Source organism: Jatrophihabitans lederbergiae, assembly GCF_031845305.1.
Lineage (GTDB): Bacteria > Actinomycetota > Actinomycetes > Mycobacteriales > Jatrophihabitantaceae > Jatrophihabitans_A > Jatrophihabitans_A lederbergiae.
Genome location: NZ_JAVREH010000002.1, coordinates 21372 through 34496, shown reverse-complemented (window position 1 = coordinate 34496; position 13125 = coordinate 21372). Strand labels below are relative to the sequence as shown.

Here is a 13125-nt window from a genome sequence, read left to right as displayed (position 1 = left end):
CAGCTTACTGCCGGGCCGGGGACGTTTCGCCCAACGGTGTCGCGAGGTGCCCGTCCGGTAGCGGTGGCGAAACCAGCACCACGACCAGGGTGCGCGGCCCGTGCACGCCCTCTACCCGGGACAGCTCGATGTCACTGGTGGCGCTGGGGCCGCTGATCCAGGTCAGCGGGCGGGTGGCGTCGAGCAAGGCCACCGCATCCGGGACGTTGGCCACGACCTGGTCCTCGCCGACCACGATCAGGTGATAGTCCGGCACCAGCGTCAGCGCCCGCCGGCCCTGGCCGGGACCCGAGTCGAGCACCACCGTTCCGGTCTCGGCCACCGCCAGCGCGCAGGTCGTCAGCACGCCGTCGAGCCCGTCGAGTTCGGGAGTGCTGAGCGGCGGGTCGTCGCGGACCACGGTGGTCCGCACGGCGGCCAGCAACTCCGGTGGAAAGCCGGCCGGAGCCACCACCCGGCGCGCGCCGTGCTGGTCCAGAGCGGCGGCGATCACCTCCGCCGCGGTGCCGGCGTCGGCGCGGTGCACGGTTGCCCGGTAGTCGACGAGCCGGTCCACCAGCCGGTTGAGCAGCGCCGTCCGGGCGTCCCGCCCATCGGCGCCGTCCGCGCCCCGCTGCAGTTCGTGCTCACCGGCAAGGCGGTAATGCCGGGCCACCGGGGCGGGCTCGGGCCGGTCCGAGAGCGCCGTCCGAATCCGCGCCAGCACCTCGTCCCGGGCACTCAGCCCTTCCGCCGATGCGCTCACGACTCGTCCCTGCCGGTGCGTACCCACCAGTCCCGGAACGTCTCGGCCGGGGGCGGCGGCAGGTCCCGGGCACCCGTCCAGGCCGACAGCGGCGGCGGCAACCTTCTGATCCCGCCGTCCGAACCGGCTGCCCGTGAGCCGAACAGCCGGCCGAGCCGGCCGGCACGCAGGGCCCTGGTCCAGCGCGTGCCGTTGGCCATGGACCAGGCCACCGCCGCCATCGCGGCCTCTTCCGGTGAGGGCAGCCGGCGCTCGGCGCGCTTGGCATCAACGGCCCGGGAGCGAAGATGCACCAGCATGGACGGGATGTCGATCGCCACCGGGCACACGTCGTAGCAGGCTCCGCACAGCGAGGACGCGAACGGCAGCGAGGCGTTGTCGGTGTTGGCGCCCAAACCGGTGAGCTGTGGCGAGAGCACCGCGCCGATCGGGCCCGGATACACCGAGCCGTAGGCATGCCCGCCGGCTCGCTCGTACACCGGGCAGACGTTCAGGCACGCCGAGCAGCGGATGCACCGCAGCGCGGCCCGCCCCCGCGGGTCGGCCAGCGTCGCGCTCCGCCCGTTGTCGAGCAGTACCAGGTGAAAGTCCTGACCCTCGGTCGCCCCCGTCCACATCGAGGTGTATGGATTCATCCGCTCACCGGTCGAGGACCGGGGCAGCAGTTGCAGAAACACCTCGAGATCGCGCCAGGTCGGGACGAGCTTCTCGATCCCCATAACGGTGATCAGCGTGCGAGGCAGCGTGAGGCACATCCGGCCGTTGCCCTCGGACTCCACGACGGCGAGCGTGCCCGTCTCGGCCACGGCGAAGTTCGCTCCCGAGATCGCCACCTCGGCCTGCAGGAACTTCTGGCGCAGGTGCCTGCGGGCAGCCTCGGCCAGCGCGGCCGGCTCGTCGGTGAGTTCCGGGTCGACGCCGGCCATCTCGCGGCGGAAGATCTCGCGGATCTCCGAACGGTTGCGGTGGATCGCCGGCACCAGGATGTGGCTGGGCCGGTCGTGGCCCAGCTGCACGATGAGCTCGGCCAGGTCGGTCTCGATCGCGGCGATGCCGGCGGCTTCGAGCGCCTCGTTCAGCCCGATCTCCTGCGTCGCCATCGACTTGACCTTCACGACCTCGCGGGCGCCGGTGGCCCGCACCAGGCCGGTGACGATCTCGTTCGCCTCGTCGGCGTCGCGGGCCCAGTGCACCGTGCCGCCGTGGGCGAGGACCTGTTCCTCCAGCTGGATCAGGTAGCGGTCCAGGTGGGCGAGCACCTCGTCCTTGATGGCGGCGCCGGCTGACCGCAGCTCATCCCAGTCCTCGAGCTCGGCCACCACGCACGCCCGTTTGGCGCGGATCGTGGCGGTGGCGCTGCCGAGGTTGCGGCGCAGCTGGCTGTCGCGCAGCGCCTTGCCCGCCGCGTCCGGAAAGGACTGCTCGCCGCGAAGGTGGCCGGTTCCCGGCGAAGCCACCGGCATGCCGAGGAACGTCATGACACCCCTGCCGCGTCCAGCGCCGCCCTGGAGCCGGTGCTGGCCAGGATCTCGGCGAGGTGGACGGTCCGCACTCCCGCCCGCAGCCGGGCCAGGCCGCCACCGATGTGCATGAGGCAGGACGAGTCACCCGCGGTGCACACCTCGGCGCGGGTGGAGACCACGTTGCTGATCTTGTCCGTGAGCATGGCGGTCGAGGTGTCGGCGTTCTTGAGCGCAAAGGTGCCGCCGAAGCCGCAGCACTCCTGCGCGGCAGGGAGTTCGATCAGCTCCAGGCCGCCGACCTCTCGCAGCAGCCGCAGCGGCCGGTCGCCCACCCGCAGAATCCGTAGCGAGTGGCAGGTGGGGTGGTAGGTCACCCGGTGCGGGTAGTACGCGCCCACATCCGTCACTCCCAGGACGTCGATCAGGAACTCGGACAGCTCGTAGGTGCGAGCGGCGATATCTTCGGCGGCGGCGGCCAGCGCCGGCCGGCCGGACTCCCGGGCCAGCTCGGCGTGCTGGTGCCGGATGGAGCCCGCGCACGATCCGGACGGTATGACCACCGCGTCGTAGCCGGCGAAGGTGTCGACATGGTTCCCGACGAGAGGCAGTGCCTGCCGTGGGTAACCGGTGTTGATGTGCATCTGCCCGCAGCAGGTCTGGGCCAGTGGAACCTCCACCTCGCACCCGAGCCTGCGGAGCAACCGCACCGTGGCCTTGCCGACGTCGGGGAACATTCCATCGACCAGGCACGTCAGGAACAGAGCGACGCGCATATGCACCTCCCGGGGTCAAGCGTCCAGGGTAGGCGCCGTCCGGCCGGCTGCCTCGGCCGACCGTCAGTGCCCCAGCAATGGGCCATCAACGGCTTCACGAACCATCCGGACGGTATGTTCTCCAGGTCACTGAGTCAGGACCGCCGTTCCCCCGGATCGGTCAGCCGGTGCCCTCTCAGCAGCTCTATCAGCTCTTGCTGCGACCGCACCCGAAGCTTGCGGAACACCGAGGACAGGTGGTTGCGGATGGTGCTCTGGCTGATGAAGAGCTGGTCCGCTATCGCGGGTACGCGGTCGCCGTCGAGCAGCCTGCGCACCACTTCGAGCTCCCGCCGCGACAGCCGGTGCAGGCCGGGCACATTCTCTTCGAGTTGCGCGTGGTCGGTGACGTCGCTGCACAGCGACACGGTGCCCAGCGGGTGCCCGTTCCCGTCGCGATAGGGCACCGCCGAGATGCTGAGCCAGCGTCGCTCGCCATCGCGCCGGACGAAGGGGATGTCCGCCTCCACCCGTATGCCGGTCGGCCTGCCAGGCACCGGCGTGCGCAACAGCTCGCAAGCGGCCGCGTCGAAGAAGTCGGACACGACGGCTTTCGCGAGGGCGGCTTCGCTGACTCCCAGCAGCTCCGCCATCCGGGCGTTGGCGAAGACGGTCGCGCCGGAATGATCGACGACCCACACCCCGTCGAAGCCCGCGTCGACGATGGATCGCAACAGCTCTTCCTTGGCAGCGAGGGCATCGGCAGCCTCACGCTGCTCGGTGATGTCCCTGATGTTGAGGACCATCGCCGCGACGGAAGCGTCGGCGATCAGGTTGCTGATCCGCAGCTCGACCCAGCGCCAGCGACTGGTCCGGTTGCTGATCCGGACGTCGAGGCTCGTCTCCCGGTCCGGATGTGCCAGCAGGCTTTCCCAGTCGTGTCGCAGTGCTGGCACGTCCTCAGGGTGCACGAAGTCCGACAGCGAGCCGCCGACGAGCTCGCGCGGCAGGTACCCGAAGAGCTGGCTCAGCGAGGGACCCGCGTAGCTGATCGTCACGTCCTCGGCGCACAGCAGCATCAGGTCACTGCCTCGTTCCACCAGCGCACGGAACGGTTGGGCGCCGGTTGACATCACGGTCGAGACGGTCGACTCCAGAACCTCAACGCTGGAGGCAAGAACCTCATCCGCGCCGTCCGGCCCGGCCACGATCGAGGCGGTGGTCCGCAGCCTGATCCGCTTTCCCGATTTCGCCGTGACGACATGCTCGCGGATCCAGACGCCGCTGCCACCGACGAACAAGAACTTCGCTGCGTCCCTGGCATCGACTCCCCAATCGATGAGCTCGACCGCGGGACGCCCCAGTACCTCTGCGGCACTCCAGCCAAGGAGTCGGGCCGCCGCGGGCGACCAGACAATCACCTCGCCCACCAAGTTGATTCCGATAACGACTGTGGAACGCTCGGTGTCGTGGCCGTCGCGCGATCCCGGCGCAGTCGCGAGCAGTTCCTGTGAATCCACGCGGTTCTCCAGCCTCTACGGTCGATAGCTATCGGGGTGTTCACACCAGTCTGTGTGTTTCGTCGCCTGCGATCTATAGACGGATCGTCACTGCTGCGACGCCGATCGGCCGCGCGGTATGCATTGGTCGCTGAATTGGTGAGGTAAAGACCCTTTCTCCGGCTACCGTCGGTACAAACGGGGGTGAATGGTGTGGACAAGGATCGAAGGGGGCGCCGTGTGCAACACAGTCACAGCGTTTCGGCAGCGCAGGAACCCAGCGCCGAGGCACGGCAGGTGGTGTCACAGAGCCCGCTCGCGGTGGTGATGCTGCAACTGCCGTCGGAGCGAATCGTCGCGGCCAGTCCCGCTGCCAGGAGTGTGATCGCCGCGCCGGACGAGCAGGTCGAGGGCAGGCTGCTGAGCGAGTTCGTCGACGAGACGCCGACGGAAGCCGAGGATCTGCTCGCACGCGGCCGGCTCAACGGATATCAGACCAGTCGGTCGCTTTTGGCTGGGCGTGGTGGTACGCCGTTGACCATGTGGGTCCGGGCGATCGGCGGCCGATCCGCACCGCGCTACGTCGTGGCCCTGCTCTTCGAGACCGAGGCACGCACTCTCCCGACCGAATGGTCGCCGGCCAGCCCGGTCACGGTGGTCGACGCGGACACGGTGGTCGGCACCACCAATGATCAATTGGTGATCGACCGCATCAGCGAGAACGTCCACCGGCTACTGGGTGATCGAGCGATCGAGGTGATCGGACGGTCACTGCTGCGCCTGGCGCATCCAGAGGATCTCCCGAGCCTGTTGCGCGCCCTCGCTGAGGCGACCAGCAGCGAGCACGGAGTGACCCTGCGACTGCGGGTGCTCCGTACGGATGAGGAACCATTGCCGTGCCAACTGGTGCTGCTGCCGCTGAGTCCGGCACCGACGTGCGTATTCGCCCTGGAGGTGGTCGCTACCGAGACCGAAGAACTGGCTTCAGCGAATACCGTCCCGGATAACGGGGTTTTCGAGAACACCGGCCCACGCACCGGCCGGAAACCCGGTGGGGGCGATGAGGAAACGACCGACCCCACCGTATCCGCGGCGGAGCTCGAGCGAATGCTGTCCAGCTTGCGGCACGGCGTCGAGGCCGTCAGCGAGTCCCGGGAACTGACCGAACTCGACACTGCCCAGACCCCCGGCCTGAGCCAACTGACGAGCCGGGAACTCGACATCGTCACCCGCCTGCTTGCCGGCGACCGGGCACCCGCCATCGCTGGAGCGCTCTTCATCGGCAAGAGCACCGTCCGCAATCATCTGTCCTCGGTCTTCGCCAAGCTGGGTGTCCGCTCCCAGCAGGAGCTCATCGTGCTGCTGCGCCGCACGCAGCTCCCGCCGCCGGAGCTGTGAACCAGGCGCGCGCGATGGGGTCGTACTCCTAGGCAGGATGGGTTAGCCCGGAACGGCAAAGTACCGGTCGATGAGCTCGTTGCGGAACTTGCCGGACGGGTCCTGACGGGCCAGCAGGCGCTGGAAGTCGTGGTAGCGCTGGTACAGCGGGCTGACCTGCTCCGGTCCCGCGACGAACACCTTTCCCCAGTGCGGCCTGGCCTCGAAGGGCGCCAGCACTCGCTCGATCTCGACGAGCACCGGGGTGACCGCCTCAAGGTCGCGAATCCAGGTGAAGTGAAACGCCATGCTGTCCTGGTGATACGCCGGGCTCAGCCAGAGGCCGTCCGCGGCGACCGTCCGGATCTCGGAGACCAGCAGGATCGGCGCCAGCAGGCTGCCCATCTCGCTGAGGGCGTTGATGGCCTCGGCGGCGTGCTCGCGGGGAAACAGGTATTCCGACTGCAGCTCGTCGCCCTTGCTCGGGGTGAACTCGGGCCGGAAGTGCGGCAGCCGCTCGTGCCACGGTCCGACCACGCCGAGCTGTTGGGTGGCGTCCTCTCCGGTCAGCTGCGGAATGGGGTGCCGGCCGCTGTCGGCCGCGGTACCGCCGAAGCGGGTCGGCGCGGGCGGCGTGGTGTCCCCCACCTCGGCTCGCAGCTTGAACCACGTCTGGTACCGCCCGGGCCGCTGCCAGTCGGTGAACAGGCTGACGCTGTAGGCGCTGGCGAAGATCTCATCGAGCTGGTCCAGCAACCGCTCTTGCGGCACCCCGTCGTAGATGTCCTGGCGCATCAGGAAGGCCGGCTGCAGGTCCAGTGTCAGCGAAACGACGATGCCCAGGCTGCCGAGTGCGAGCACCCAGCCGCCGAAATCGTCCGGGTCCGACTCGCGGCTGACGGTCACCAGTTCACCGTCGGCGGTCACCACCTCGACCGCCGACACCGATGCGGGCAGGATCTGATTGGCGTCGCCGGAGCCGTGGGTCCCGGTCGCGCACGCGCCGGCAACGGAGATGTGCGGCAACGAGCCGAGGTTGCGCAGGGCGAATCCCGCCTCGTTGACCCGCACGGCTAAATCGCCGTAGCGCACGCCGCCGGACACCCGCACCGTGGCCGTGTCGGGATCGAGCTCGATGATCCTGGGCAGCGCGGCGACCGAGACGAGGTCGCCCGCAGTGTCTGCGATCCGGTTGAAGGAGTGGCCTGTTCCCAGCGCACGCACCTGCCGGGCGGCCGCGACGATCTGCTGCAGCTCAGGCACCGAGGCGGGCTCGTGGTAGCGCGCGGCGCCGAATGTGACGTTGCCGGCCCAGTTCGTCAGTGCGCGGTTCATGTCGCCAGCCTCCGTCGCCCACGATCAGGTACCAGGCAAACGGTAGTCCGCCGGCACCGCGTGGCGGGGACCCGGCAGGGTCAGCCCATCCCGGCGCCGACCGTGATAGCGCTCAGTACCAGGCCGTCGGAAACCACGAACCGCCCCTGGAACGCGGTGATTTCGCTGCCGCCCACGGTCGGTCCTGGCACGAGTAGCTCCGCCGAGAAGGTGCCGTACTCGGGCCGCATGGTGATGCTGGCCTCCTGGAAGTCCAGCCACCGGCCGGTGAGGGGAAACCACGCCTTGTAGACGGACTCCTTCATGCTGAACAGCAGGCGGTCCCAGTGCACCCCGGGATGGCCGGTGGCCAGCGCGTCGAGGCGCTCGTACTCTTCGGGCCTGGCAACCAGCCTGATCACCCCGTCGGGCAGCGGGCCGTGCGGCTCGGCGTCGATGCCGATGCCGGCCCCGGACGAGCCGAGAGCGACGGCGGCCGCGCGGTAGCCGTCGCAGTGCGTCATGCTGCCGATCACCCCGTCCGGCCAGCCGGGGGCGCCGCGCAGCCCGGGCAGGATCGGCGCCGGCGCGATCCCGAGCTGAGCCAGCGCCGCACGCGCGCACACCCGAACCGTGGTGAACTCCGAGCGCCGCTTCTGCACGGCCCTGGTGATGATGTCTCGCTCGGCCGGAAAGAGGGCGTCCTCGGACGCGTCGTGGTAGGCCTCGCAGGTCGCCACCCAGTCGGGCAGCAGGCTCGAGATCACACCGGCTCCGGAAGGATCTGCCGCGGCCACGGTGCGTGCCGCTCGCGCGGGCGCCACTCACGGGGATAGCCCAGTGAGACCTCCTCGAACCGGACGCCGTCCTCTGACGTGGTGCGGGGAATGTGCAGGTGGCCGTACACGACGGCGCGGGCGTTGTAGCGGACGTGCCAGTCCGCGGTCAGGACCGTGCCGCACCACTGGGCGAACTGCGGATAGCGCAGCACGAGGGTGGGATGCCGGGTCATCGGAAAGTGGTTCACCAGGATCGTGGGCAGCGCGGGATCCCGGGCGTCCAGCCGCTGCTCGGTGTAGGCGACCCGGGCCCGGCACCAGGCCTCTCGGCTCGGGTACGGATCGGGATGCAGCAGGTGCTCGTCGGTGCACACCACGCCGGTCTCGTACGCCAGCGCCAGCGCCGCCTCCTGGGTGTCGATGCCCGGGGGCAGGAACGTGTAGTCGTAGAGCAGGAACAGCGGGGCGACGGTGACCGGGCCGCCGGGGCCGCGCCAGATCGGGTACTCGTCCTCGGGCGTCAGCACGCCGGCATCGCGGCAGCGCTGGACCAGGTGCTGGTAGCGCGGCTCGCCGCGCAGGGCCAGCGGGTCGGACGGGTGCGACCACAGCTCGTGGTTGCCCGGCGCCCACAGCACGGTGGAGAACCGCTGCTTGAGCGTGCTCAGCACCCGCTCGATCTCGTCGGCCCGCTCCGCGACGTCACCGGCGACGATCAGCCAGTCCTCGTCGGTGTCGGGGCGCAGCTTTCCGATCACCTCGCGGTTGTCGGGATAACCGGTGTGCAGGTCGCTGACTGCGAGCAGTCTCGGTGTCGCCGGTGGCGCTGTCACGGAAATCGAGCCAATCTGCCAGACCGCTGAGGCATGGTGTGAGCGGGTGGGCGCAGTTTAGTTGGGCGGGATGCCGGTCAAAAGGCCGCGTTGAGGCCGTCAGGTGCCGTCTCTCCGGCCAAATGCGCGCGCAGCATTCGTCCCGGCCAGGACGACGCGGGAGCCTTGGCGGGATTGCGCGCCGCCTGCTGCACGACGATGCCGGCCAGTACGTGCTCGATTCGTAGCCGGGGGTAGGTGCGCTCCAACTCGGTGACTTCGGCCTCGGTCAACTCGGCGCCGGAACCGAAGTCGGCTTGCACGCCGAGCCTGGTGAGCACCGGAATGGGTCCACGGCGCTCGACGATTCCGGGTGAGGTGTGCAGCGCGATGGCCTGCCACACCTGGTCGGCCCGGAACTCGTCGACCCCATGCTCGACCAGGAAGCCGGCCGCCGCGTCCGCGCCCTCAACCTCGAAGCGCTGGTCGCCGTCGAAGCGATCCGAGGCGCCCATGTCGTGCAGCAGGCAGGCGTAGAAAAGCAGGTCCTGCTCGTAGTCCAGCCCGGCGCGCATCGACCGGCGGGCGGCCGCCCGCTCGGCATGCAGGTACGTCCGCAGGCTGTGGTTCAGGATCGCCGGATGCTCCGTCTCGCGGGCGAACTCCAGCGCCTGCACCGCGGTGGGACCGGTAGGGAACTGCCATTGATCAGACATTTCCCCATCCTAGGCGTCCACTGGAGGGGCACCAGCGACAGCGGGCGACCCGTCCTGGTGGACGGGCCGCCCGCTGCTGCGTGCTGGCCGGAACTCAACGCCCGAAGGCGCAGCCTAGAAGGCGCTGGTGCCCTTCGGCGTTCCGAGACCGGTCGGGCCATCCCAGCCGACGCCCGCGTGGCACCACACCGTAGTGCTGCAGGTGCCGTTCGAGCCGCTGGTGACGTCGTTCAGGCCGGACGCGTGCGCCCAGGTGTAGGACGCCGGGTAGCCGGCGGTGTTGCCGGACAGGGCGTACACGCTGGCGATGATGGGCGACGACGCGCTGGTGCCGCCGTAGACCTGCCAGCCGACCGAGCCCTGGTACGAGGTGGAGTCATACACCGAGACACCGGTGTTGGGGTCCGCCACCGCGGAGACGTCGGCGTTGGCCTTCTTCGAGCACTGGGTGACCGAGGTCTGCCACGTCGGCTTGGCGTTGATGGTCGAGCAGCCGCTGCCGGCACCGCTCCACGCGCTCTCGGTCCAGCCGCGGGTGTTGCTCGCACGGCTGAGGCTGGTGCCACCGACCGCGACGACGTCGGGGAAGGAGGCGGGCGACTCGACACCGTAGCCGGCGTCACCGGTGGAGGCGGTGATGGCGATGCCGGGGTGGTTGTAGGCCGAGGTCTGAGCCGAGTCGCTACCGCCGTAACTGTTGCTGATGGCGACGACGCCGGCCTGGCTGGCTGCGTAGTTCACCGCGGTGCCGAGGTTGGCGAAGGAGCTGGAGCTGGCTTCGACGAGCAGGATCTTGCAGTCCGGACAGGCTGCCGACACCATGTCGAGGTCGAGGCTGATCTCGGTTGCCCAGCCGGCGTCGGTGGCGGGCAGGCTGGTGGTGCTGCCGGTCTGGCTCACCTTGCGGAAGCAGCCGTTGGACGTGGTACAGGACGACAGGCCGAACTGCGAGCGGTAGACGCCGAGGTCGGACTCAGCGGTCGGGTCGTTGTAGGCGTCGACGATGGCCACCGTGCGGCCGCCGCTGGACGACGCGGTGAGGGCGTAGGCGGAGCGGATGTCGGCCGGGTTGAGGCCGGCCGGCGTTCCGGTCACGGCCGGCTTGCCGGTCGAGTTGTTGACGAGCACCTGGTTGAGGCAGGCGGCCATGCCCCTGGCGGGGGCGGAGCAGACCTTGGCGGCGTGCTTGCCGCCCGCGGTGGCTGGCGACGGTGCGGCGGTCGCAACGCCGGCGGTGGCGACTGCGACGACTGCTACGGCCGAGCCGGCCGCGAGCAGCGTGGTGGAAAACTTCACGGAACCTCCAGAGGGGACGGATGGCACTCGTGGTGCCGAGCCGAAAGGATGTGTGTTGTCCCTTTCAACCCTTGGAGCGGATTATTACGGTTGTCGTGTTTGGTAGGCGTAATGACATATCGCAGTCGTGTAGTCACTCAAGGTAACGATATGACTGCGTCAAGTCGGCGCGCACAGCTCACCCTCATATGGAGCGGAGCCTCAGTGATCACCCTTGCCGTGTTTGCCCTTGCCCGGCTTGCCCGGCTTGCCTGGCTTGCCCGGCTTGGTGGGCTTGCTCGGTGCGGGGGCTGTCCCGGTTGCCGTCGGCGGAACGACCGGTGCTGGATCAGAGCCGGTGCTCGCCGTCGCGCTGGGCCCGGTCGTCGTGGCGGTGGACGTTGCCGGCGGGGGCGCGCTGGAGCTTGCCGCCGTGCCGGAGGTGGGAGTCGGGGACGTTTCCGGTTCCGATGTCGGTCCACCAGCGGAGGGAACGGTGCCGGTAGGTGTGGCCGTGCCGCCGGGTGTCGCGGGACGGCTGCCGGTCGTGGACAGCGCGCCGAGGTCGGCCCGGACCTTCGCCGCGGCCTGCTGGATCTCGCGCATCCGCGCCTCGGTCAGCGTGCCTGCGGCCCGGGCGGCAGCCAGGTCGGCGTTCAGGGCGGCCAGAGCGGCTTCGGCCCGCGTCCGGTCGCCCCTCGCCGCGGCCTGGCTCAGGGTCAGCACATCGCCGCGCAACTCCGACCGCACGCCGGTGGCCATGCCGTTCTCGGCGGTCTTGCCGCCACCGCAGCCAGCGAGGGCCGTCACCGCGAGGACGGCCGCGGTCACGCTCAGCCGGGCACTCGTCCACCGGCTCATCGGACTGTCTCCTGAAGTCGCTGCAGATCCTGCCCGAGCTGGCCGGGCACCGTGGGATAGCTCGGCGGTGGCGCGGACCCGCCGCCGGAGTTCAGGGACCCCGACACCAGGACGATGCCGATTCCGATGAGGGCGACGATCCCGGCCGCGAAGTAGAGCCACGGCGACACCCGCCGACGGGCACGGGCGCTGTCGGTCGCGTTGTGCCGTGCGTCCTCGTCCGGCGCGACAGCGTACGACGGTACGACGTACGTGCGGTCAGCTGGGCCGTCCGGTGCCGGGACGTGGGACTGCGGGGCGAATGCGCTCACCCCCGTCCGGACGGGGGTGAGCAGCTGGGTCGAGGCGGCTTCGAGGTCACCCCGATCGATGCCGGGAACCCCGGGAACGCCGGCGTCGGCCGGCTGACCGGCCAGCACCCGCAGCCGGCTCGCGGCCTGCAACGCGGTCGGGCGCGAGTTCGGATCACGGGCGGTCAACGCGGTGAGCAGGCCGGCCCAGGCTGGTCCGAACTCCCGCGGAACCTGCGGCTGCCGGTGCAGCCTGGCCAGCGCGGCCTCCACCCCCACCCCGGGAAACGCCACCTGGCCGGTCAGGCACTCGATCAGCACCAGGCCGAGTGAGTAGAGGTCACTGGCCGCACCGACCGAACCAGCCTCGGCCTGTTCCGGGCTGAGGTAGTTCGCCGTCCCGATGGTCATCCCCTCCATCGTCATGCGGGTGCTGTCGAGCAGCCTGGCGATGCCGAAGTCGGTCAGCTTGGCAGCGAAGGTGGAGCGACCCGCCGTGGGCTCGTCCAGCAGGATGTTGGCCGGTTTGACGTCCCGGTGGACGATGCCGAGGCTGTGCACGTAGCCGAGGGTTCCGGCCACCTCTGCCCCGGCCAGCGCGGCCTGCACGTCCGAGAGCGGCCCGTCCGCCAGGCGCTTGAGCAGTGACGGCCCCCTCACCAGCTCCATGACCAGGAACGGCGTGCCGTCGTCCTCACCGCCGAGGGTTCCCGCGTCGTACACCGCGACCAGGCCCGGATGCCGCAGGGAGGCCAGTGTCCGCGCCTCTGCCTGCACCCGGCGGCGGTCCGCGCCCGCGGGGCTGTCCACCCGGAACAGCTTCACCGCGACGGCCCGGTGCAGCAGCTCGTCGCGCGCCTCGAAGACGTCCGCCGTGCCGCCGCGCCCGATCCGGGCCGTGAGCCGGTAGCGACCAGCAAGCAGCACGCCCGTGCCGGGCACGCCGGGAAGCTGATCAGGGCTCTGCGTCATGGTGTTCCTCTCGATGCACGACTCCACCCATTCTTCAGCGACCGCCGCCCCCGCACTGTCACCCGCATGCGGCCGGACGCCCGTTACAAGCTCTGACCCCCCGGAACTGGCGGCTCCCCCGGTCGTTGCACGGATATGCACAACGCAGCCAATGGTCTCAGGACAGCGGCCCTGCTGGGACTGCTGTCGGCCGTCCCCATCGTCGGCGGTGGCACCCGGCTCGCGCGGTTGGAACAGCTGGCCCGCGAGCACGGCCAGTACCGGCGCTGA

The 13125-nt window shown here is 69.9% G+C and carries 13 protein-coding genes; 2 read left to right on the top strand and 11 right to left on the bottom strand.

Annotation, left to right across the window (positions count from 1 at the left end; all coding sequences use genetic code 11):
• Positions 1-4: 4 nt before the first annotated feature.
• The 4 genes from RM423_RS01610 to RM423_RS01595 form a co-directional block, all read right to left on the bottom strand.
• Positions 5-745 carry a LutC/YkgG family protein gene (locus RM423_RS01610; RefSeq protein ID WP_311421247.1) on the bottom strand — a complete coding sequence of 247 codons (741 nt, stop codon included), beginning with the start codon at positions 743-745 and terminating at the stop codon, positions 5-7.
• Entirely contained in the window at positions 742-2223 is a 1482-nt protein-coding gene (locus tag RM423_RS01605) for a LutB/LldF family L-lactate oxidation iron-sulfur protein (protein ID WP_311421246.1), read from the bottom strand. Before RM423_RS01605 ends, RM423_RS01610 begins: the two co-directional genes overlap by 4 nt.
• Positions 2220-2981 carry a (Fe-S)-binding protein gene (locus RM423_RS01600; RefSeq protein WP_311421245.1) on the bottom strand — a complete coding sequence of 254 codons (762 nt, stop codon included), beginning with the start codon at positions 2979-2981 and terminating at the stop codon, positions 2220-2222. The genes RM423_RS01605 and RM423_RS01600 overlap by 4 nt, the downstream gene beginning before the upstream one ends.
• Positions 2982-3115: 134 nt before the next feature.
• Positions 3116-4480, bottom strand: coding sequence for a PAS domain S-box protein (locus RM423_RS01595; protein WP_311421244.1), 1365 nt, complete (start codon positions 4478-4480; stop codon positions 3116-3118).
• Between the two features lie 276 nt (positions 4481-4756).
• Here RM423_RS01595 and RM423_RS01590 point away from each other — a divergent pair, with 276 nt between their 5' ends.
• Positions 4757-5857, top strand: a complete 1101-nt coding sequence (locus RM423_RS01590) for a LuxR C-terminal-related transcriptional regulator (protein ID WP_311421243.1) — start codon at positions 4757-4759, stop codon at positions 5855-5857.
• A gap of 42 nt (positions 5858-5899) precedes the next feature.
• Here RM423_RS01590 and RM423_RS01585 read toward each other — a convergent pair whose 3' ends face one another.
• The 7 genes from RM423_RS01585 to RM423_RS01555 all read right to left on the bottom strand — a co-directional run bounded on the left by RM423_RS01585 (position 5900) and on the right by RM423_RS01555 (position 12855).
• Positions 5900-7171: an FAD-binding protein gene (locus tag RM423_RS01585; RefSeq protein WP_311421242.1), complete on the bottom strand. Its 1272-nt coding sequence runs from the start codon at positions 7169-7171 to the stop codon at positions 5900-5902.
• An 80-nt stretch (positions 7172-7251) separates the two neighbouring features.
• On the bottom strand, positions 7252-7917 hold the full coding sequence (locus RM423_RS01580) for a 4'-phosphopantetheinyl transferase family protein (protein WP_311421241.1): 666 nt from the start codon (positions 7915-7917) through the stop codon (positions 7252-7254).
• Positions 7914-8762 carry a metallophosphoesterase family protein gene (locus tag RM423_RS01575; protein WP_311421240.1) on the bottom strand — a complete coding sequence of 283 codons (849 nt, stop codon included), beginning with the start codon at positions 8760-8762 and terminating at the stop codon, positions 7914-7916. Before RM423_RS01575 ends, RM423_RS01580 begins: the two co-directional genes overlap by 4 nt.
• A 77-nt stretch (positions 8763-8839) precedes the next feature.
• Complete coding sequence (locus RM423_RS01570) at positions 8840-9457, bottom strand: HD domain-containing protein (RefSeq protein ID WP_311421239.1); 618 nt, start codon at positions 9455-9457, stop codon at positions 8840-8842.
• Positions 9458-9571: 114 nt separating this feature from the next.
• A complete protein-coding gene (locus RM423_RS01565) occupies positions 9572-10753 on the bottom strand; it encodes a S53 family peptidase (RefSeq protein WP_311421238.1) in 1182 nt (393 codons plus the stop codon).
• 201 nt (positions 10754-10954) lie between these two features.
• Positions 10955-11593 (bottom strand): hypothetical protein, encoded by a 639-nt coding sequence (locus RM423_RS01560; RefSeq protein ID WP_311421237.1) that lies wholly within the window; start codon positions 11591-11593, stop codon positions 10955-10957.
• Entirely contained in the window at positions 11590-12855 is a 1266-nt protein-coding gene (locus tag RM423_RS01555) for a serine/threonine-protein kinase (protein ID WP_311421236.1), read from the bottom strand. The genes RM423_RS01560 and RM423_RS01555 overlap by 4 nt, the downstream gene beginning before the upstream one ends.
• Positions 12856-12990: 135 nt before the next feature.
• Between RM423_RS01555 and RM423_RS01550 the strand changes: the two genes are divergently transcribed.
• Entirely contained in the window at positions 12991-13125 is a 135-nt protein-coding gene (locus RM423_RS01550) for a hypothetical protein (RefSeq protein WP_311421235.1), read from the top strand.